Origin of the sequence: Geobacter sp. DSM 9736 (assembly GCF_900187405.1) — a bacterium.
Taxonomy (GTDB): domain Bacteria; phylum Desulfobacterota; class Desulfuromonadia; order Geobacterales; family Geobacteraceae; genus DSM-9736.
The window spans coordinates 1870527-1891357 of record NZ_LT896716.1 but is presented as its reverse complement, the minus strand read 5'-3'; the positions used below and the strand labels follow the sequence as shown (position 1 = coordinate 1891357).

Here is a 20831-nt window from a genome sequence, read left to right as displayed (position 1 = left end):
GGCGTCTGTGCTAGTAAGAAACGACACCAAACCAAAGGAGCTGTTTCGCATGGCCATTGCCGAAAAGATAGCCGGTTTTATCGAGCGCGCATCGTGGATCAGGAAGATGTTTGAAGAAGGGGAGCAGCTTCGCAGTATTCACGGGGCGGACAAGGTTTACGACTTCACCATCGGAAATCCCGATGTCGAGCCTCCCGAGCAATTCGTGGAGAAGCTGCTGGAGCTTGCCCTGCGCCCGCTTCCCGGCATGCACCGGTATATGAGCAATGCCGGGTACGAGGAGACCAGGGCCGCTGTGGCCGAAGTTCTTGCCGAAGCGTCGGGTCTGGAGGTGAAGGGGAGCCATGTAGTGATGACCTGCGGCGCCGGAGGGGCGCTAAACGTTGTCCTGAAGACCATTCTCAACCCGGGCGAGGAGGTCATCATCCTTGCCCCTTACTTCGTCGAGTACAAATTCTATATCGACAATCATGGCGGCATCCCGCGCGAGGTTCAGACGGTGCCGGGCAGCTTTCAGCTCGACGTGGCCGCAATCGAGTCCGCCATCAACGAAAAGACACGGGCGCTGATCGTCTGCTCTCCCAACAACCCCACCGGAGTCGTGTATCCTGAGGAGAGCCTGCGGCAGCTCGGGGAGATGCTGGAACGCCGGGAGCGGGAGCTGAACCGGCAGATATACCTCATATCCGACGAGCCCTATTCCCGGATCTGCTATGACGGCGTTCAGGTGCCGAACATATTCCGGTACGTGGCCAGCTCCGTCATCGTCACTTCCCACAGCAAAGACCTCGCTCTTCCCGGTGAGCGGATCGGGTATCTTGCAGCCAACCCGCGGATGGAGGGGGTGGAGCTGTTCATGGAAGGCTCCGTTTTCTCCAACCGCGTCCTTGGATTCGTCAACGCGCCTGCTCTCATGCAGCGGTTGGTGGCGGGCCTCCAGAATATTTCCGTGGATATCGGACTCTATCAGGAAAAACGGGATCTGCTCTACGACAACCTGACGCAGATGGGGTTCAGGATGGTGAAGCCACAGGGGGCGTTCTACCTCTTTCCCGAATCTCCCCTGCCGGATGACGTCGAGTTCGTCCGGATGGCGCAGCGGCACCGCATCCTGCTTGTGCCGGGCGCCGGATTCGGCGCGCCCGGTTTCTTCCGCATAGCGTACTGTGTCGAGAAGGGCATGATAGACCGCAGCCTTCCGGCCTGGAGAAATCTGGCAAAGGAGGCCGGGCTGCCCGGTTGAGGCGGTTACGGCCGGCGGGGACGATACTACGATGGACATGACGATACTGGTTGTAGATGACGAGGAGAGCATCAGAGCTTCCCTGGCAGGGATTCTGGAGGATGAGGGATTCCGGACGGTCTGTGCCGTGGACGGGGTGGAGGCCCTTGCCCAGGTGGAGCGGGAAGTGCCGGACCTGGTGCTTCTCGATATCTGGATGCCCCGCCTGGACGGACTGGAGACGCTCCAGAAGCTGAAGGAAGTCAATCCGGGACTTCTGGTAATCATGATGTCGGGGCACGGTACCATCGAGACTGCCGTGAGGTCCACCAAACTGGGTGCTTATGACTTCATCGAGAAGCCCCTCTCCCTGGAGAAGGTGCTCGTCACGGTAAAAAACGCCCTGGGCATGAACCGCCTGCGGGAGGAGAACGCTTCACTGCGTGCGCTCCAGGACCACGAGATGATCGGCGTATCCCTGCCCATGACCCAGCTGACCGATCAGATCAGGCTCGTCGCTCCCACCAACGCTTCCGTCCTCATCACCGGGGAGAACGGTACAGGCAAGGAACTCGTCGCCCGCTCCATCCACTATCACAGCCAGAGGCGGGACAAGGCTTTCGTCGCCATAAACTGTGCGGCGATTCCGGAGGAGCTGATCGAGTCGGAACTCTTCGGGCACGAGCGCGGTGCATTCACCGGTGCCGTGGCGCAGAAGAAGGGGAAGTTCGATCTGGCGGACGGGGGGACCATCTTCCTGGACGAGATCGGGGACATGTCCCTGAAGACCCAGGCGAAGGTGCTTCGCATACTTCAGGAGCGGAAATTCGAACGTGTCGGGGGCACACGCGTCATCGAGGTCGACGTCCGGGTCATAGCCGCCACCAACAAGGTTCTCGAAGAGGAGATAAAGGGGGGAGGTTTCAGGGAAGACCTCTACTACCGGCTGAACGTAGTTCCTTTCAAGGTGCCGAGCCTGCGGGACCGGCGCGATGACATACCGCTGCTTGCCGAGCATTTTCTTGCGGTTTTCTGTCAACGGGAGGGAGGAGGCAACAAGATGATCCTCCCGGAGGCCATGGCGCTCCTCAAGCAGTACGAATGGCCCGGGAACGTGCGGGAGCTCAAGAACATCATAGAGAGGCTCGTGATCATGACCCCCGGCAGGACCATCGGACCGGCTCAGCTTCCCGATTACCTGAGCGGAGGCGAGGCAGTCCGGGAAGTTCCGGGAACGCGGATCGAGGCCTTTCTCGATCGCAACTCCCTGCGCGAGGCGCGGGAGGAGTTCGAGAAGGAATTCATCCTCCAGAAACTGGAGGAGAACGGCTGGAACATCAGCAAGACCGCCGATGCCATTGAGCTTGAGCGGAGCAATCTGCATCGGAAGATCAAGACGTACGGAATCGACCTTAAAAAATAGCTTGGCAGCGCCATATTCGCGCCCTTCCGCCGCCGGCTCCTCCTCCTGCTCCTCGACGTAGCGCTGCTACGCCTGCGGGCCATCGGTCGTCGCCGACGACGGAATCATCGCGAATCTGGCGCCGCCTACAAAATGTTTGCGCCCTTCCGCCGCCCGATCGAGGGCTGTTTTTCAACAACCTGTTACGGAGACAGTATGCTTCGAATAACGCTTGGACGAAAAGAGGAGAAACGCCTGCGGGGGGGGCATCCCTGGGTGTTCAGCAACGAGATCGCCGAGATCGCGGGAGACAAGGTTCCCGGTGCCGCGGCCGAGGTTTACGATGCAGGTGGAGGATATGTCGGTACCGGCCATTATAACCCGCGCTCCCTTATCGCTGTGCGGCTCCTTACTCGGGAACGGGGGGAGGATGTGGATTCCGCCGTCTTCTATGCCGAGCGATTCAGAAGAGCGCAGGCGTACCGGCAGCTCATCTACCCTGATTTGACCTCCTGCCGCCTCGTGCACGGCGAAGGGGATCACCTGTCGGGGCTCGTGGTGGACCGCTACGGGGAAATACTCTCGGTCCAGTTCCTTTCGGCAGGGATGGAGGCCCGGCGCGAACTGGTTGTCGAAGCGCTTCAGGAGGTTTTCTCCCCCCGGGGGATCATAGCCCGGAACGACGTGGCCGTCCGTGCGCTCGAAGGTCTCGACGAGCGCGTGGAGATCCTGGCTGGTGATGTGCCGGAGACCGTCGTGATGGATGAACATGGCCTGCAGTTGCTGGTGGACCTGAGAGGAGGGCAGAAGACCGGTCATTTCCTGGATCAGAAGGAGAACCACCTGCTTCTTGAGGGGATATCCCGTGGGGGGGATGTTCTCGACTGTTTCTCCTACAGCGGCAGCTGGGGTATCCATGCCGCCGCCTTCGGGGCACGCTCGGTGACCTGCGTGGATATCTCCCCCCGTGCGGTGGCTCTTGCGGAGCGAAACGCGGCCATGAACGGCTTAGGGGGCACGGTCGCGGTCGAAGCCCTCGACGCCTTCGACCGCCTTCGTTCCCTGAAGCACGAGGGGCGGCGGTTCGACGTCGTCGTTCTCGATCCTCCCGCTTTCGTAAAGAGCAAGAAGGCGCTTCGGGAGGCGCAGAAGGGTTACCTCACCATCAACCGCCGCGCCATGGAGCTGCTCCGGCCGGGGGGATATCTCATTACCTGCTCATGCTCTTACCACATGGAGCGGGAGATGTTTCGCGACCTTCTAACCGCCGCGGCCCAGCAGGCCGGGCGCGAATTCCGCCTCATCGGGATCAGGGGGCAGGCTCCGGACCATCCGGTCCTCCTGGCCGTTCCGGAAACCGACTACCTCAAATGCTTCATGCTTCAGGCTGTATGAACATTCAGAGCAGCGTCTCAGGCTCCGGTACTCACTGGGTCCTGCTCCCTCCCGCTTCCCGTGCCCGTGCCACACGCTTTCCTTCCCGGAACACCTCCAAAAGAACGTCGTAGTACCCGCCCGGTTCCCCTTTGACCGTCACGGTGGCTAATTTGGCGGGGGTGCCGGAACCCAGTTCATGGCTTCCGGACGCGGCATCGGAGGATGTGCCGGCAGGGGTTCCTGTGGTGGTCTCTATCCTGTACTCCACCGGCCCCGGCTCCGGGCAGCTGCAGTAGGCATGAATCCTTGCAGCATCTGCGTCGCGCTCCACCATGAACCATGCCGAACAATCCGCGGCCTGCGCTTTTCCAGCCGCTGCCAGTGCCGTCAGAGCTCCTGCTACAACCATCTTCCTGATCTTTGTCATGGGGGTTCCTCCAGCGTTTCCCTTACCTTCGGTACACTACCGGACCTGCCGTCAGGTCAAGATCATGCGATCCTGACTCCCGTCTCGCCTTTGGAAGCTGTTGCCGCTTGCGGCGGATGAAGGATCTTCGTCGAGGGAGTCTCCGGCGGAGTCCAGGTACAGCTCCGCCCACCGTGCGGCCTGAAGACGGCTCGTAACTCTGATTTTTCTGAATATCCTGCCGACGTGCGTCTTCACGACCGGCAAGCCTACAAAAAGCTGGTCGGAAATCTCCTTCTTCGAGTAGCCGCCGGCGAGCAGGGAGAGGATGTGCCGCTCCCGGCGGGTCAGACTGATCCGGCTGTCGTTGCGGGGCATTTCCCGGGCGGCAGTTGCCCTTTCAGCTACTATCTCCCTGATGCCGGAAACCAGCGTCGAGATGGAATCTCCCACGTAAAATATCTCACGGACCGCGGCCATGACTGTTTCCGTTTCCGCTCCGATTCCGGGACATACGTTGAAGAGGGCCAGTTTCTTGTGAGGATGCGCGTGGAGCGCCTCCCTCACGAAGAGCTCGATGATGTGGTCATGACTGAGATTGAAACAGTCGAGCAGCAGAAGTCGACCTTTCCGGTCAGGGCGGGTCGGCGGGACGTCATGGATTGTCGATGCTGTGGTGCACGTGTATCCAGTTTTACGGGAGAGGAACGAGGCAAGAAGCTGATTTTGAGCCGGATTGCACCCGACGATGAAGATTTCCCGTTGCGACATGCTGTAATCCTTTGGTCGGAATGTTGGCGGTATTTAATTTTACGTTCCGAGCTCCGGATTGCAAGGGGGGATTTATGGATTATTCTGTAGGGTAGCGGACACTTACATCTGCAGGTGGAGAATGAATCGGAACCTGAAGACAATACTGACGGTGCAGGGGGGTTATTATTTCATCACCGGTGTCTGGCCACTTGTGAGTATCGGTACGTTCCAGGCCGTCACGGGGCCGAAGAACGACCTGTGGCTGGTGCGGATGGTGGGGCTGCTGGCAGCGGTCATCGGCGCGGAACTGCTTCTTATGGCCCGCAGCGGGCGAAAGCAGCCGGAGGTCCTTTTCCTCTCCCTGGGGTCGATAGGTGCATTCGCGGCGATCGATACGGTATATTCAGCCCTGGGCGTCATTTCCCCTATCTATCTGGCCGATGCGGCGGTCCAGGCCGTGATGGCCCTGCTGGTGCTGTGGGCTTGGCGACAGTGAGGTAAGGCCGCGCCTGGCGACCTACTTCTCGCTCCCCGCCGGGGGAAGCTCCGTGTCGGGTTCGCCGCGGAAGGTCCAGTAGAGGAACAGAAGGGAAGGGACCAGGATGAGGGAGCCGAGGGGGAGCACGGTGAGGAACGCCACCAGGGTCGGCCGCGGAGCTGCGGCTTTCGCCAGGGACAGCTGACCGATGATCAGATCCGGATAGAGAGCTGCGGCGAAGCCGGCCAGGGTGAGAGTGACGGTGCATCCTGCGCATAGTTGGGCTGCAAAGTAGCGGCGTCGCCAGAGAAGAAGCTGCGTCCCGACCCCCGCCGTTACCGCTGAAAGAGCAGCGGCCAGGGGCCATGAATCGAGAAGCCGGTCTGCGAAGAGGGGGGCGTCCCGGAGTGCCACCGGCACTTCGAGGGCGGTAAGGAAGCCGAGTGCGAGGCCTGCCGCTATGCTGCGACGCCGGAAGTCTTCCTGAAGGTCGCCGTGCGTTCTGACCGCCATGTAGACGGGCGCGAGGTAACCGCAGATGGCTAGGCCGATGAGCCCCCCTACCAGCGTGAATGGGTTCACCCAGGACCAGACAGTGGAGCTGACGACCCCACCGGCGTAGCCTATCCGTCCGGCGGCTACCGCGGTCACGGCCATCCCGAGGGTGAAGGGGGTGAGGATGCTGGCGGTCTCGAAGGTCCGGGCCGCCAGCGGGACTTCCATCCCCGCCTGCTTTCCGAAATGACGGAACGCGAAGGCTGCGCCGCGGAAATTTATTCCGATGAGCGCCAGCACCAGGGGGGTCAGCAACGATATGAAGAGCGCGGAAAACCCGGCGGGGAAGGCGGTGAAGAGGACGACGACGACAAAGATCAACCAGACGTGGTTGGTCTCCCAGACGGGCCCTATGGCATGAAAGAGGGAATCCCGCTGCTCTCGCGCCCGCGGTCCGGAAGCCAGGGCTGTCCAGATCCCCCCGCCGAAATCGGCACCTCCGGTGAGTGCGTACATGATCAGGCCCGCAGCCAGGGCGAGGGCAGCCAGGGTTTCAGGAGTTTGCACGGGTTGCCTCCGTACCGCCGTTTCTTTCATTGCGCCGGGGGATGAGCAGGAGCCAGAGTAGTCCCACCGACAGAAGAGCGTAGAGGGTGGTGAAGGTGCCGAGGAGCAGGAACATCCCTCCATGTGGGGTGACCCCCTGCTCGACCCGCATGATCCCCTGCACGACCCATGGCTGACGGCCGAATTCAGTCACCATCCATCCGCTTTCCAGAGCGATCATGCCGAAAGGCGAAGCCAGAACTATCAATTGCAGCACCTTCCGGCCGGGGGGGGAGTCGAGGCGGCGCCATCGCAGCCACCAGTAACCTGCCGCGGCCGCGGCCATGACGAAGAACGAACCCACCATCAGGTCGAAGAAGGGGTGAACCAGGCGGATGTCCGGGCTGTCAGCCGCCGGAAACGCATCCAGTCCTTCCACCACCGCATCGGGGTTGCGGTGAACCATTACGCTCAGCAGCTTCGGTATTTCCAGGGCGAACCGCATCTCCCGTTTTTCCATGTCTGGCCACCCGCCGATCACCAGCGGCGCCCCCGGCATCGTACGGAAGTGCCCCTCCATTGCCGCCAGTTTCGGTTTCTGATGTCTGGCGACGAAGGATGCAGCCCAGTCGCCGCTAAGGAGCATAAGGGGTAGCGTCACCCCGGCTACCGCCAGGGAAAGACTCAGCGCCCGGCGGTTATGTCCGGTACCTTCTCCGCGCAGGCACCTGAGGGCGTAGAAGCCTGCCATTGCGAAACCGGTCGCCACGTAGGCAGCCAGCGTCCCGTGTACCGCTTCATGTGCCCATGCGGGATTCGCCAGCGCCTCGTACGGGCGGATATCCACCGGTACTCCATTTTCCAGCCGGAAGCCCGAGGGGGTGTTCATCCACCCGTTGGCGCTTATGACGAATGCGGCGGAGGCTGCTGCGGCAAGGGTGAGGGGAATGGTGCAGAAAAAGAGCGCCCGGCGGGAAAGGCGCCTTTCACCGTAGATGTAGAGCGCCAGGAAAATTGCTTCGGTGAAGAATGCGAAGCCTTCCATTGAGAATGCCAGTCCTATCAGCGGGCCTGAGAATTCCATGAACCGGGGCCAGAGCAGGCCAAGCTCGAAGGACAGGATTGTTCCGGAGACCGCACCGATGGCGAAAAGGACGCCTGCCGGGCGGACCCAGCTTCGGGCCATATCGTGGTAGGTTTCGTCCCCGGTGCGAAGGGCGAGCCCCTCGGCGATCATAAGCATGAGCGGAAGGCCAATGCCGATGGTTGCGTAGACGATGTGGAATGCGAGGGAGATGCCCATGAGGGAGCGGGCCGCCAGCAGGTTGTCCATGTTTTGCTCTAGGGCGGTTGTTGAAAAACAGCCGTCTCGCCGCCGTCCTCGAAAGCCTCCTTGTGCGGCGTAGCGCTGCTACGCCTCCGCGGGGCTTCCTGCGGGTGCGACGATCCGGCTATTTTTGAACAACCTGGGAATTTATGTCCTGTCGAACGATTCCAATTGTACCATCGGCGTTTTCCGTTAGCCAGAGCTTCGGATGAAATTTTCATGAAAGATTGGCGAGCAGGGGATCTTTAGCAGTTGCTTAAAAACTTAGTAGTGGCTGGCGGCGTCAGATTCGCGATGATTCCGTCGTCGGCGACGACCGATGGCCCGCAGGCGTAGTACCCTCTGGGGCATAAACAGCGCCACGTCGAGGAGCCTGGAAGTAGCCTGGGGTGGAGTGGCGCGAACATTTTGTCGGCAGCGTCAGATTCGCGATGATTCCGTCGTCGGCGACGACGATGGCCCGCAGGCGTAGCGGCGCTAAGTCGAGGAGTCCGAGAAGGAACTCGCAGCGGAGGGGCGCGAATATTTTTTTGTCGGCGGCGCCAGATTCGCGATGATTCCGTCGTCGGCGACGACGATGGCCCGCAGGCGTGGCAGCGCCACGTCGAGGAGCCTGAGGAGAAGCCGGCGGCGGAAGGGCGCGAATATGGCGCTGCCTCCTGTCAGATGCCGGTGATCAGTTGGCCGAGCAGCAGTATCCCCCGAGCGAAAATACTTGTTTCATTTTCCGAGATGTACTCGAAGACCAGTTCCTCCATGAAGGGCTTTTCCGGATCGGCAATCCCCGCAATGGGTTCGATGGCGTCGAGCAGCGCCCCGTTCTCGATGGGCGCCTCGGGGATGTAGCGGCAGATCCGTGTGGCAGGGTCGATGGTCAACTGCTCCAGTAGATCTACGAGACCGCGCACTCTCATCAGTTGCCGGCGAACTTTCAGTGCGTGCACGCCGGTATGCTCGGCTAGGAGCGATCCCCGCACCCGCCGGATAGATCTGACGACGCCAAGTTCTCCACCCGCCGCCTCCCAGCTAACATTCAGTTCGGTGTCCAGCCCCATGCTGCGGTTAGTCGTGTTGGCGGAGCCGACGGTGAGGAAACGGTCGTCGACGATGAGCAGTTTCGAGTGGATGAAGACCATCCGCTGCTCCCCCTCCTTCTGGCACGCCGTGCAGTAGATGCCGAGCTGATGTCCCGTCTTTCCGGCGATCCGCTGGAGTGCGTGGACCATCTTCATCTGCGACACGCCGAGCCAGAGCCCATCCTTGAAAGGGAGTTTTCCCGGCAGTAATATTACGATCTGCAGGCGGGGGCGGTGTGGGTCGGTCATTCTCGCCACCAGGGCCCAGTATACCGCCAGGGAGCTGAAGTACTGGTTTTCCAGGTAAATCAGCCTCTTTGCAGCCATTATGGCGTCGACGAAGAGCCTCCGGATCTCCAGCACCGGCTCCTGGGTCGTCTGCAGGTGGCGTGCTACGGTCCGGCTCAGCGCTACCCTGGATGCGGGAAGGGAAATCGACGGTGCAAAAGGGATTTCCGTCGTGCGGGGTACCGGAGGAATATGGAGCCTGTTCACGCCGGAGTTGTGCCAGCGTTCTCTGAAAAATTCGGCCAGCTCGACGGCAACCCGCCCCGTGTGGTAGCTCTGGATGTCGTGGTATGGGTCGTAGCCCCCCCCGTCGCTGTTTACCCTCTCCCGGTTTTCAAGAAGGTGGCGACGGTCGTCCCACCTGTCGGAGCAGATGTCGATGCCGCCGACGAAGGCGAGGGCGCCGTCGATCACCACGAACTTCTGATGGTGGGTTGCACCGATGGCATGCCGGTTATCGAAGCGGAACCGGATACGCTTGTTGGTCGTCCAGTTGAATATCCAGCGCTGGAACCACTCCCGTTCGAGGGAAAAGATGACGCTGAAGTCCCAGGCCAGGATGAATATCTCCAGTTCCTCGTTCTTCGTGCAGAGTGCTTCCAGAAATGGGAGAAGCCGCACATCCTCTCCCGCCTCGCGTGCCTCCTGCCCTCGCAGTAGCTGAACCTCGCTGTCGAACTGCCAGCCGGCGATGAGGATGTAGCGCTGCGCCGTCCGTGCGGCGTGGTAGAACGCACGGTAGTAGTCGCAGGCGTCGATGAGCAGCCCTGTCGCACCGGTATCGTAGATGCCGGAGCAGTTGACGCCCGGCTGAAGTATCGTTTTCATTCCGTCACCTGCTGCCGGAGCGATATGGTTACGATCATCGGGAGATGGTCCGACGCCACTGTCGTGAGGGGGGTGCGCGGAACCAAGACATCCTCCACTGCCAGGTCTGAACTCACGAACATGTGGTCAATGCGCAGGAAGGGGAAGAGCACCGGCCAGGTAGGCTGGGGGCGCTTTCCCTTCACTACCCGCTGTACATCGTGAAGACTGCGGGCAAGACGCCGGTATGCAGCGGAACGCGGCATGGCGTTCAGGTCGCCACACAGGACTACCGGTGTCCGGCATTCGGAATGCCCCAGCCATTCGGGGCCGAGGATCGTCTCCGCCTGGAAGATCCGTTCCTGCCAGTTGAGGCCGAAGTGGGTAGCCACCACCTGTACCGGCTCTCCTCCTGCCTGCACCTCGACCCATACGGCGCCGCGGGGCTCCTTGTTGTTGTAGTGCGGATGGAGCGGAAGCGCCCCCCCCTTAACCAGACGCATGGGAAGGCTGCTGAGAATGGCATTGCCGTATCCCCCATCCTCAACCTGCATGCAGGACTGGAAATGGTACTCCATGCACAGCCGCTCGGCGATGAAGTGGGCCTGGTCGATCATCTTCGTGCGGCGCAGCCCCATGTCCAGTTCCTGAAGAGCGACCACGTCGGGACGGAAGCGGGATATTATCCTCGCTATGCGCCGGGGAGAAATTTTCCGGTCCATTCCGATGCTGCTGTGAACGTTGTAAGTCATGACGGTGAAGTTAGCGGGCATGGAGACCGGAACTCCTTTCATCAAGGGCGAAGAAGGAGCAGGCGCATTTTTATTTAGAAAATGTACTTTACTCGGCTGATATGTCAACGCGGGGCTGCCGGTCCGGAGCATCGCCCCGAACTCCACGTACGGAGGGGTGAGCTGGTCCGGTGCCTGCTTTGACTCCGCCGCCGGCCTCTGTAGAATTTATGTCATGCAGAGGCTTGACCCGGTTCGGAATGAGGAGGAGGCATGCGTGAACTGCTGCCGGAGGGAGAAGATCTGCGACGCGCCGTAAAATGGGTGTCGGAGAACCTGAAGGAGGACCCGGACCGGTTGCCCGGCCCGCTCGTCCGGAAAGCGATCTTCAAATTCGATCTTTCGCCGCGGGACGGGGAATTTCTCGTCAGGTTCTTCAGCGGGAATAACGGGGAAGGGTAGGTTCCGGGTCTGCTGCCTTGTGCGGCAGGCGGGGATGGCGGATTCTCTCCTGCCTGATAAACTTCCATTGTGCCGTTCTTTCCCGGGCTTATCTATGACCTTCATCCTTTCTCTTCTCATTCTGTTTTTCGGGGTGCCGGCAGTCCATGCCGATCGAGGGGAGCTCGTGTCGTCCCGTCTCCGGCAGCACCTTACGGCGCCGGAGGCTGCCGCTGCAGCTTACCCCGCAGGCAGGGTGAATTCCGCTTGTCCCGTTGATCTGTACGTGCTCGTGTACCGTACCCTCGATGGAAAGGGGAAAGAGGTCTCCGCATCGGGAGCCGTAGCCGTTCCCGTGGGCTCTCCTCCCGTGCCGGTGGTGAGCATCCAGCACGGAACCGTGTTCGGCAAGGATGATGTTCCATCCAGGCTTCCCGTACACCTGCTGGCGGACGGGATAGTCTTCGCGGCCTCCGGTTATCTCGCGGTCATGCCCGATTATGTCGGATACGGCGAATCCTCCGCGAGTTTCCACCCATACCTGCACGCCCGTTCGCTGGCGGCTTCCATCGTGGATATGCTCAAAGCGGCACGCACCTTCTCGGAACGGAAGGGGGTCCGCACCGACGGCAGGCTTTTCCTGACCGGGTATTCGGAGGGGGGGTACGCGACTCTGGCGGCTCACAGGGAAATAGAGGAGCGGCACCCGGGCGAGTTCCGGGTTGCTGCCTCGGCTCCAATGGCCGGCCCCTACGATCTTATGCTGACCCTGGACCTTCTCATGCGGCGCGGTTCTTCCGGCAGCGTCCCCTATCTGGCCTTCGCCTTTGGTGCCTATGACCGGATCTACGGGTTTGGCCGGTTGCGCGGAATAATACGTGATCCCTACCGGAGTAGGGTCCTTCGCCTCTTGGACGGTCCTCAGTCCGGCAAGGCTTTCGACAGCGCGCTTCCAGACAAGGGAGGGGCGCAACTTTTCGAGCCCGCGTTCCTTTCGGGCTGGAAGGGGAGGGGGGCGAAGCGGGTCAAGGCGGCGGCGCGGGAGAACTCTCTCACCTCCTGGAAGCCGGAGGCACCTGTGGCCTTTTTCCACTGCAAGCGGGACAGCCTCGTCCCTGTGGAGAATGCGAAGGCCGCCCGTGCTTCCTTCAAGGCGCGGGGCGCGGCTGATGTGCGGCTGGTGGAGCGGGACCTGGGGGACCATGGTTCCTGCTTCGCTCCCCTCCTGGCGGAGGCAAGGTCATTCTTCGATTCTTTCGGGGGAGGGGGTGAATGAGGGGAAGCTCCTGTGGGATGGTGAACATTCGGTACGCCCTCATAGGACTGCTCCTGGGCCCGATGCTATTTTTCGGCTGCAGCTTCCAGGACAGGCTTCTCTATTACCCGGACCGCAGCGTGCCGGGTGACGCTGAACTGGCGTCTCTCGACATGCGTTTCTGGCCGGGAGGACGGGACGGATACCGCGGCTTTTTGAGTGCGGCGCCGGAACCCTCCGCAGGGACCGTCATCATATTTCACGGAAACGCCGCTACGGCCGCGGATCGGACCTATTACCTGGAGCCGCTCCGGAGGCTAGGGTACCGGGTGCTGCTGGCGGAGTATCCGGGATATGGCGGGAGGGAAGGGAAGCTGGGGGAGGAATCGTTCGTCCGGGACGCGTCGGAGACGATACGGCTGGCGGCGCAGATGTACGGCCGGCCTCTCTATCTTCTGGGGGAGTCGCTCGGTGGAGCGATCGCCCCTTCTGCGGCCCGCACTGCCGGAGTTTCCGTGGAGGGAATGGTTCTCGTGACGCCGTGGGCTACGCTTGAGAAGGTGGCTAAGGAGAAGTTCCCTTGGCTTCCGGTCCGCCTCCTCATGGGGGACCGCTACGACACGGTATCGAACCTGCGGGAGTTCAGGGGTAGAGTGGCGGTGGTGGAGGCGGAGCGGGATACCATCATCCCCCCGCACCATGCCCGGGAACTCTATCGCACTTTTCCCGGCAGAAAAATGATGTGGACCATACGGGGGGCGGACCACAATGACTGGCCGGCCTTCATTACCGACAGGAACTGGGGGGAGATCATGGAGTTCCTGGCCGGAGCCGGTTGAGCCGCTCCGTCCGCGCTTCCGCGACCCCCGCATGCCGGCGCAGCCATCCGCGTGCCGGAACCGCAGCGAAAGGGAGGATCCCGTGACAGACGAGACCATGCTGCTGCACGAAAAGATCAATGCAGACCTCCGGTTTCTCCTGGAGTGCCTGGAGGAAGTCCTGTTCGAGATCGGAGAGGGGGAAGTCGCTGCACTCATCCCGTGGCGTGAAAATTCGCACTCGCCCTCCTTCCCGGTCTCCATCGAGCGGGCCTGCCAGCTTTACTCCATCAGTTTTCAGCTTCTCGGGATGGTGGAGGAAAACGCGGCGGTTCAGGTCCGCCGCGTCATCGAGACGGCCCGCGGCCCCTCCCATGAGCGGGGGCTGTGGGGGAACACCCTTCTGAGGCTTAAGGATGACGGCTTCGGTGAGGATGAAATTGCGGCGGCCCTGGAAAGGATTCATGTCGAGCCTGTGCTGACGGCGCACCCCACCGAGGCGAAGCGGGGTACCATCATCACCAAGCACCGCGCCCTCTACCTTCTCATGGTGAAAAGGGAGAACCCGAAGCTGACCCCTGCCGAGCAGTTCCAGATCCGTGAGGAGATAAAGGAGCTGCTGGAACTCCTCTGGCGCACGGGCAACATTCAGCTCGAAAAGCCGGAAGTGCAGACCGAGCTGAGAAGCATAATCCATTACCTGGTCAACGTCTTTCCCGAAGCCATGCCGATTCTCGACAGGAGGCTCAAAGCGGCCTGGTCCAATGCCGGCTGCTCGGAGGAGGCGCTGAAGCAAAGCCGCCTGCCGAGGCTCACCTTCGGCACCTGGGTGGGGGGGGACCGTGACGGTCACCCGCTGGTAACGGCTGAGGTGACGCGCGATGCGCTGCACGAACTGCGGCTGCGGGCAATCCTGATGCTGCGCAGGCGCCTGGTGGACCTGGCCGGCAGCCTGAGCCTCTCGGATCACCTTCAGGCGGCTCCGGAACACCTCCTCCGTTGGATAGAGGAGAGGGAGCGCCGTCTCGGCTCTTCAGGGACGGAAGCGTGCGCACGCAATCAGGGGGAGTCGTGGCGGCAGGCGATAAACCTGATGATAGCGAGCCTTCCGGTGTCGGTCGTCCACGATCAGGGGGCGAAGCTGGAGGATTCACAAGGCCGCTATGCCACTGCCGATGAACTCTCCGAAGATCTTGCAATGCTGGATGCATCCGTCCGGGCGGTCGGAGGGGCGCGCCCGGCAGAGATCGAGCTGTTCAACATAAGGCGGCTGGTGGACTCAATGGGATTCCACCTGGCAGCTCTCGACATACGGCAGAACAGCGATTTCCACGACCGCGCTGTATCCCAGCTGTTGACGGCGGCCGGTGTGGAGGATGCCGATTTTTCCGCATGGCCCGAGGAGAAAAGGGTCGAATTCCTGAAAAGGGAGCTGGCTCTGCCCCGGCCCTTTCTGCTTCCCGGCCTGCATCCGGGGCACGAGGCCGAAGCCGTACTCGAATGCTACAGGGTTCTGGCAACGCATATCAGAACTTACGGGGCCGAAGGCATCGGGTCCCTGATCGTCAGCATGACGCGGGGGGCTTCCGACCTGCTCGCCCTCTACCTCCTGGCGCGGGAGGCAGGGCTGCTCGTCTACGAAGAGGGGGGGTGCCGGTGCCTCCTGCAGGTCGTTCCGCTTTTCGAGACCATCGACGATCTGGAGAGGGCCCCGCAAATTCTGAGGCAGTTTCTGGAGCATCCCGTAACCCGGGCCACCCTCGCCGTCGCCGAGACAGGAAGGCCTCTCCAGCAGGTGATGATCGGATACAGCGACAGCTGCAAGGACGGCGGCATAATCGCCAGTCACGGGGCGCTTTTCAGGGCGCAGCTCGAACTCACCGCCGTCGGCGACAGCTGCGGCGTCGACATCCGCTTTTTTCACGGGCGTGGAGGCTCCATCGGGCGTGGAGCCGGTCCCACCTTCCGTTTTCTCGAAGCTCTTCCACCCGGGTCCCTGCGCGGATGCTTCCGGATGACGGAGCAGGGGGAGACGATTTCCCAGAAATACTCCAACCTGCTGACGGCAACGTACAATCTTGAACTGCAGCTTGCCGGGGTCTTCGGCATGACCGTCCGAGGCGCGCGCCATGCCGCTGTGGCGCCGGAGCAGTCGGCCATCATGGAGTTTCTCGTGGGGGCAAGCCGCAGCAAATATGAGGAGCTGATATCCCGCGACGGATTCATCGACTTCTTCTCCCAGGCCACTCCCATCGACGTCATGGAGCACCTGAAGATCGGCTCACGGCCGTCGCGGCGCACTGGTCGCCGCACCCTGAAGGATCTGCGGGCGATTCCATGGGTGTTCAGCTGGAACCAGTCACGTTTCATGCTTCCCAGCTGGTACGGGGCGGGAACGGCGCTCTCCCGGCTGAAGGAGGCGCAACCGCACAGCTTCGAGCTGCTCAGCGCCGACATCGGCAGATTTCCGCTTCTGAGGTACCTGTTCATGAATGTGGAGCTGGCAGTTCTCCAGGCGGACCGGGAGATCATGAACTGGTACGCCGGACTGGTGGAGAGCGGCGCCATCCGCGACGGCTTCATGGAACGGATAGATCGGGAGTTCGAACTTACCCTCAGCCATCTTCGCCTGCTGTTCAAGGCGCCCCTTGGCGAGCGGCGTCCCATGCAGCTCAAGGCCCTGTCCCTTCGCCACGCGCCGCTGGCGGCCCTGCACCGCCATCAGGTGGATCTGCTCCGTCAATGGCGGTCGGTCTGCAGCAGTACGGGTGAAGGGGACGAGGCGAAGAGGCTTATGGAGGAGCTCTTCCTGACGGTCAACGCAATCGCAGGAGGTATCAGGAACACGGGGTGAAAAAGAGTGGTTATGGACCCTGTCCCGATGGTATGGTATTCGGGCTGGTGGTGCGACACAGGCGAAGATTTACCGGCTGAGTCGCAAGCACCTGCTCTGCCAGAGGATCAGATTCAGGACAGCAATGAAGCAAAAATTGAAACCCGTTATGAATGGCAGGAAGCGCTACCGCTTATTTCTGTGGATGGCGCTTTATCTGCTTATCGCAGCGACAGGCATGCCCGCTCATGCGGGTGCTTCCCTTCCCGCAGCACAAGAGACCGCCGTACCCGTGACGATTCTTTCCCCTGCAGCCCCGCGTGAAGAGATCCCACCGACAGTACCGCTGTTGTCTTCTTCCTCTGCCAATATCGGCACCCCCCGCTGGAAGACGGAGCTGACCATGCATCAGGGGGATCTATCGGAAGAAGAGGCTGCAAAGGCCTTCATCCAGCGGGGAGCTTACCGCGGGACCGGGTTCGGGCTCTTTACCGAGATGGGAGAAATCACCGTCGACGAGACGCCACACGTCGCTTCGGGACTTAACCTGGCCGGTGGAAAATTCGGATTTTTGACGGGGAATCGGGAAAACTCGCTTCGGCTGGAAACGTTCGCGGCACCTGAAAATGGCAGGGACGGGACGTCCGGAGCCCTCCTCGGGGCGTCGGGGGATCTCTCCTTTCTGGAAAACCGCGCCCGTTTCAAAACCGTCTACCTCAACCGGAGGAAAACCGTCAAGCCCGAACCGATGGTGCTACTGGAAAAAAACGCCGACGTGCTCGGGTTCCAGGCTTCCCTCGACCCCCTCAAGGGACTGCTTGCCATCGAGACGGAGATGGCCGTCTCCAGCTCCGATCATGACGCGGGGGAGGAGTTGGCCACGCTCCGGGACCGGGCGTATCGTGCCCGGGTGAAGGGGGCTTTCGGAGGCTACCGGTACACGGCGCTCTACGAGTTCACCGGCCCCGATTATTACTCCCTGGGAAGGAATGGGCCGAGGCGGGACACCGAAGGCGTGGCCCTCGGGATGGGCGCTACCCTCCAGCCTCATGCCCTCGATATCAAGCTCTCCCGATACAACGACAACACGTCGAACATCGACGGGGTTCCCCGGCTTTACCGTTACGAAGGGGGAGTCAGTTACACCTTTACCGGAATCCAGAACCTGCCGTTCGGACTGAGCTGCCGGAAGACGCTTCTCGACCAGGTGAAGGTGCCGGATGGTCTCTCGCCTCTGAAGTCGGAAAGCGACACGATGACCGGCCGTATCAATTGTATGTCTGGCAGGTGGGACCTTGGGGTTAACGGAACCTACCTTCAGCGCGGCGACAGAACCCGGGGCCGTCGTGACCTGGCTTCCAGCGGTATCGGCTTCGTTCCCAAAATGACTGCAGGGGGATTCTCCTTGGTGCCGGATGTCTCCATGAAGCGCACCAGATATTTCGCGAGCGGAGAAAAGCGGAGTGAATACGGGTTCAACGTGGCGATCAGCAGGACTGGCCTGGAAAGGACCTTCGATTACGAGCTGAGAGGCGGGTACAGAAAAGATACTGCCACTCTCTTCTCTCCGGCGAAGGACACGTTCGATGCCATGCTGAAACTGAGCTACCCTCTCGATCAGTTCACCCGGAGATCGGGGAAAGCATCCATCAAGGCGGACTACAGCAGGATTAGCTACACTCCTTCGCCGGGAGGAAGAAGCAGTGCCTATTCTTTACTCCTGGTCATCGATGCAGCGAAGTTCATGTAGCCCCAGGATAGCTTGTAAGGCAGCGTTCCGCTTCTGGTGAACGGCACAGATGAGGGCGCCCCTCCCGATTCCATGGTCGGAGGCGCCCGTGGGTGTTGCGCCGGGGCGAGGCCTCAGTGTACTGTCTTCGATTCCTCGCCGAAAAGTTTCCTGAACCCTTCTGGTAGCTGCGAAACGACGTCCTGGATCTCTCCGGGGGTAACGGCACGTGTAAGAACCGATATGACGGCTCTTGCATGGGCCTCGGCTTCCTTCCCGTCAATCCCTTCCCGCTCCCCCACCATCTGCAGGAAATCTTCCACTCCGAATTTCCGGTGTTCCTGAATATCCACCAGAAAGGGCTGAAGTTCTTGAGGGAGCTGGGCCGCCAGTTGCTCTGCTTCTCCGTGGAACAGGCGTTCCCCCAATGTTTCCAGGGTTGCCTGCACGGCCCTCAGCGCCTTCTCGGTATCCTTCACGCCGATCTCCTGCTGAACGAGCTTCATGAACTCGGTGTATTCCATGATCTCTTCCTCCCTCCCGTTCCGGGCATTCCTGTTACTATCATGGTAGCATCCCCAAGGGGGGCGTCAATGCCAGGGGGCTCCTTCGCTCCGAACCGATGCTTGTCCGGTTCTGGTGTCGGATGTTTGCAGGGATAGGATGGGTGTGGCAGAGGGGATAAAAAAAGGGGCCCCGTTTCCCGAGGCCCCAAGAAAGTGTCAATCGTCGTGGTGATGCTTCTTGTGCTTCTTGTGTTTCTTGTAGTGCCCCTTATGCTTGCCGTGGTCGTGCTTGTCGCGCACCACGATCCGTTCCCGCTCGATGACCGTCACGTGAGGTGCCGGGGGCTGCGGAGCGCCTACCTGAACGCGTACATTAGGGGTTCTTACATCGACGCCGACTCCGACGACGGCGGTGGCGACCTGCGCCGTTCCCGCCACTGCGATGATGCTGCCGATTGCTGCCGCTCTGATGCTCTTCTTCATATGCCTTGCTTCTCCTTTGTTTTCGCGATCCGCCGTTGTGGCGACTGTTCCGCCCGGCTTTAGGGGGCGGGAAAAAACTGAATTTCACCAATATCCGTCGCCTGCCCTTCGGTGACTGCCACCGCGGTCGACGAGTAGAGGCCGAATCCGCTGGCGGCGATAAACGCCTTGTACGAAACCGTCTGGGTGCTGGGAGGGACGAAAGCCGCGAAGGGCGCCTGCCACCTTCCGCTCGTGTAGCTGGAGAAGATCCTTCCCGCGGCGATGGGCTCCACGTCGTTTATGTCGCCCCGGCGCCTGATGCTGACCGTCGCGCTCGACCAGTCCTTGAAGGTGGAGGAAACCGTGCCGGTGATGGAGCCGAACCTTGTGAGCTCCTCGCCTGTCTGCACGAGACGGATGCCGGTGGGCTTGAGGTTGTAGTCGCCGTTTCCGCGGGGGACGATGGCTGTGTTCGGGTCGAAGTCGATAAGGACGGCGCTGATCGCCCCCGGTCTCACTTCAACCGGCCCCAGCACCTTGAGCCCCGATTGCTGCCCGCTGGGAGTCTTCAGGGGTATCCTCGCGGCAGGGTCGGTCTTGAGGGTCAGGTAATTTGCCGGCGGCTGTCCCTGCCCGTTGGGGTTCGGTTCGAGGATGAGCCTTATCTGGCTGTAGGTTCCCGCAGGTAGGATGATCTCCCCCAGCGCCTGCTGCACGAACTGCAGCTGCATCACGTCGATAACTCTCGGGGAGGAGAACCGCGCCAGCACCGGGAGGCCCGGATCGTTGTCGGGGGCGTTCTCCCTTCCGGCCGGGACTACCCGGATCTCCCTTATGGCGATGACCACCTGAGCGAAGTCGTCGCTCTGCTTGTCGGTGATCCCCACCTTGAGGGTTCCGCTCTGCGCGGTGCTGCTTCCCCCACCGCCGCCGCCGCATGCCGCAAGACCCAGTGCGAGAACCACTGCACAGACCGTCGATAACATCCTGTTGAATGCACATCCGCGTCTCATGTCATACCTCCTGTGGATTGAAGTGCAGACCCGAAATAAAAAAAGCCGGGTTGCCGTTATCTATCGTGATAGTTCGGCAACCCGGCTGTCTCGGTGAGACCCTGTAGGCTTTCCGCCCCACCCTCGCGGGTGGTTTAGTATTATCGTTATCGTCTTTGGCTGCTTGACGGAGTTGAACTATAAACCACTTCCGGTCTCACGTCAACGGCGTCGTTTGTCCCGCGAGCCGGCCGAGGAGTGGGGCGGGGGCTAGAGGTGCGGAATCCGGTTCGTGTGGTATGCTGAAGGCGGATGAACGTATGCATGGACAGGCTATGTCTATGAAAGCCGATAACAGTAAGCTGTTCCGGTGACTAAAGTCTTGACCTTAATCTTCCCTGAGTGTATGTACGTGCCCTGATTTGCATGTGCTGACCACCGGGATGGACCGATGTGATGCGCAGATGCTGATTAGGCAATGCCGCTTTATCACACATTGGTAGTCGATAAGCTATTTTTGTTTCAGTTCTGTAATGAAAGGAGGAATGCATGCTTCCCGAAAAACAGCAGAAGAAGTATTCGGAGTTCTATGAGTCGGCCCGCAACAACACGGTCCTGGACCCCAAGACGACGCTTCTCGTTCATCTTGCCACGGCCATGGCCTCCGGGTGCTACCCTTGAATGGATTACTACCTTGGCGTTGCCAAGGCTGAAGGCATTACCGGGGAAGAGATAGGAGCTGTGCAGGCGGTGGTTATGGCGGTATCCGCCGGGCGGGTAAATGCGCAGATGCGCGAGGCGGAGCGCCGGTTTCGTAGCAGCGAGAAAAAAGAATGAACAAGGAATAAACGCCTGCTGGCTGTGCAATAAACAAAGCACCATCA

General features: G+C 60.9%; 20 protein-coding genes and 1 riboswitch. Of the genes, 11 read left to right on the top strand and 9 right to left on the bottom strand.

The window, feature by feature from the left end:
- Positions 1–49: 49 nt before the first annotated feature.
- From CFB04_RS08545 to CFB04_RS08535, 3 genes are all read left to right on the top strand, one after another.
- Positions 50–1243, top strand: a complete 1194-nt coding sequence (locus CFB04_RS08545) for a pyridoxal phosphate-dependent aminotransferase (RefSeq protein WP_088534886.1) — start codon at positions 50–52, stop codon at positions 1241–1243.
- Positions 1244–1274: 31 nt separating this feature from the next.
- The gene (locus CFB04_RS08540; RefSeq protein WP_088534885.1) at positions 1275–2645 is read left to right on the top strand and encodes a sigma-54 dependent transcriptional regulator; all 1371 of its coding nucleotides are present in this window, start codon (positions 1275–1277) and stop codon (positions 2643–2645) included.
- Between the two features lie 195 nt (positions 2646–2840).
- Positions 2841–4019, top strand: coding sequence for a class I SAM-dependent rRNA methyltransferase (locus CFB04_RS08535; RefSeq protein ID WP_088534884.1), 1179 nt, complete (start codon positions 2841–2843; stop codon positions 4017–4019).
- 31 nt (positions 4020–4050) lie between these two features.
- Here the strand turns inward: CFB04_RS08535 and csgH are convergent, their stop codons facing one another.
- Complete coding sequence (gene csgH, locus CFB04_RS08530; protein ID WP_088534883.1) at positions 4051–4428, bottom strand: curli-like amyloid fiber formation chaperone CsgH; 378 nt, start codon at positions 4426–4428, stop codon at positions 4051–4053.
- A 51-nt stretch (positions 4429–4479) separates the two neighbouring features.
- A complete protein-coding gene (locus CFB04_RS08525) occupies positions 4480–5178 on the bottom strand; it encodes a helix-turn-helix transcriptional regulator (RefSeq protein ID WP_088534882.1) in 699 nt (232 codons plus the stop codon).
- Between the two features lie 121 nt (positions 5179–5299).
- Here CFB04_RS08525 and CFB04_RS08520 point away from each other — a divergent pair, with 121 nt between their 5' ends.
- Positions 5300–5656, top strand: coding sequence for a hypothetical protein (locus tag CFB04_RS08520; protein ID WP_088534881.1), 357 nt, complete (start codon positions 5300–5302; stop codon positions 5654–5656).
- Between the two features lie 21 nt (positions 5657–5677).
- On the opposite strand, the gene CFB04_RS08515 is transcribed toward CFB04_RS08520, so the two are convergent.
- From CFB04_RS08515 to CFB04_RS08500, 4 genes are all read right to left on the bottom strand, one after another.
- Positions 5678–6700 (bottom strand): cytochrome d ubiquinol oxidase subunit II, encoded by a 1023-nt coding sequence (locus tag CFB04_RS08515; RefSeq protein ID WP_231934455.1) that lies wholly within the window; start codon positions 6698–6700, stop codon positions 5678–5680.
- On the bottom strand, positions 6687–8012 hold the full coding sequence (locus tag CFB04_RS08510; RefSeq protein ID WP_088534879.1) for a cytochrome ubiquinol oxidase subunit I: 1326 nt from the start codon (positions 8010–8012) through the stop codon (positions 6687–6689). Before CFB04_RS08510 ends, CFB04_RS08515 begins: the two co-directional genes overlap by 14 nt.
- A 656-nt stretch (positions 8013–8668) precedes the next feature.
- Positions 8669–10198 carry a phospholipase D-like domain-containing protein gene (locus CFB04_RS08505; protein ID WP_088534878.1) on the bottom strand — a complete coding sequence of 510 codons (1530 nt, stop codon included), beginning with the start codon at positions 10196–10198 and terminating at the stop codon, positions 8669–8671.
- Positions 10195–10950 carry an endonuclease/exonuclease/phosphatase family protein gene (locus CFB04_RS08500; protein ID WP_088534877.1) on the bottom strand — a complete coding sequence of 252 codons (756 nt, stop codon included), beginning with the start codon at positions 10948–10950 and terminating at the stop codon, positions 10195–10197. The genes CFB04_RS08505 and CFB04_RS08500 overlap by 4 nt, the downstream gene beginning before the upstream one ends.
- A 231-nt stretch (positions 10951–11181) precedes the next feature.
- Here CFB04_RS08500 and CFB04_RS08495 point away from each other — a divergent pair, with 231 nt between their 5' ends.
- The 5 genes from CFB04_RS08495 to CFB04_RS08475 all read left to right on the top strand — a co-directional run bounded on the left by CFB04_RS08495 (position 11182) and on the right by CFB04_RS08475 (position 18005).
- Positions 11182–11370, top strand: coding sequence for a hypothetical protein (locus tag CFB04_RS08495; RefSeq protein WP_088534876.1), 189 nt, complete (start codon positions 11182–11184; stop codon positions 11368–11370).
- Between the two features lie 94 nt (positions 11371–11464).
- On the top strand, positions 11465–12625 hold the full coding sequence (locus CFB04_RS08490) for a lipase family protein (protein ID WP_157698764.1): 1161 nt from the start codon (positions 11465–11467) through the stop codon (positions 12623–12625).
- The gene (locus CFB04_RS08485) at positions 12622–13443 is read left to right on the top strand and encodes an alpha/beta hydrolase (protein WP_088534874.1); all 822 of its coding nucleotides are present in this window, start codon (positions 12622–12624) and stop codon (positions 13441–13443) included. Before CFB04_RS08490 ends, CFB04_RS08485 begins: the two co-directional genes overlap by 4 nt.
- A gap of 82 nt (positions 13444–13525) precedes the next feature.
- Complete coding sequence (locus tag CFB04_RS08480; protein WP_231934454.1) at positions 13526–16276, top strand: phosphoenolpyruvate carboxylase; 2751 nt, start codon at positions 13526–13528, stop codon at positions 16274–16276.
- Between the two features lie 124 nt (positions 16277–16400).
- Positions 16401–18005, top strand: a complete 1605-nt coding sequence (locus CFB04_RS08475; RefSeq protein ID WP_157698763.1) for a hypothetical protein — start codon at positions 16401–16403, stop codon at positions 18003–18005.
- Between the two features lie 113 nt (positions 18006–18118).
- Here the strand turns inward: CFB04_RS08475 and CFB04_RS08470 are convergent, their stop codons facing one another.
- The 3 genes from CFB04_RS08470 to CFB04_RS08460 all read right to left on the bottom strand — a co-directional run bounded on the left by CFB04_RS08470 (position 18119) and on the right by CFB04_RS08460 (position 19968).
- Complete coding sequence (locus tag CFB04_RS08470) at positions 18119–18508, bottom strand: DUF2267 domain-containing protein (protein WP_088534872.1); 390 nt, start codon at positions 18506–18508, stop codon at positions 18119–18121.
- A 198-nt stretch (positions 18509–18706) separates the two neighbouring features.
- The gene (locus CFB04_RS08465; protein ID WP_088534871.1) at positions 18707–18973 is read right to left on the bottom strand and encodes a hypothetical protein; all 267 of its coding nucleotides are present in this window, start codon (positions 18971–18973) and stop codon (positions 18707–18709) included.
- A 59-nt stretch (positions 18974–19032) separates the two neighbouring features.
- Complete coding sequence (locus CFB04_RS08460; RefSeq protein ID WP_088534870.1) at positions 19033–19968, bottom strand: DUF4382 domain-containing protein; 936 nt, start codon at positions 19966–19968, stop codon at positions 19033–19035.
- A 72-nt stretch (positions 19969–20040) separates the two neighbouring features.
- Positions 20041–20117, bottom strand: a riboswitch (cyclic di-GMP riboswitch).
- Positions 20118–20496: 379 nt separating this feature from the next.
- Between CFB04_RS08460 and CFB04_RS18075 the strand changes: the two genes are divergently transcribed.
- Together CFB04_RS18075 and CFB04_RS18070 are read left to right on the top strand one after the other, a co-directional pair.
- Positions 20497–20628 carry a carboxymuconolactone decarboxylase family protein gene (locus CFB04_RS18075; RefSeq protein ID WP_172825467.1) on the top strand — a complete coding sequence of 44 codons (132 nt, stop codon included), beginning with the start codon at positions 20497–20499 and terminating at the stop codon, positions 20626–20628.
- Entirely contained in the window at positions 20629–20784 is a 156-nt protein-coding gene (locus tag CFB04_RS18070; RefSeq protein WP_172825466.1) for a hypothetical protein, read from the top strand.
- The last annotated feature ends 47 nt before the right edge of the window (positions 20785–20831 follow it).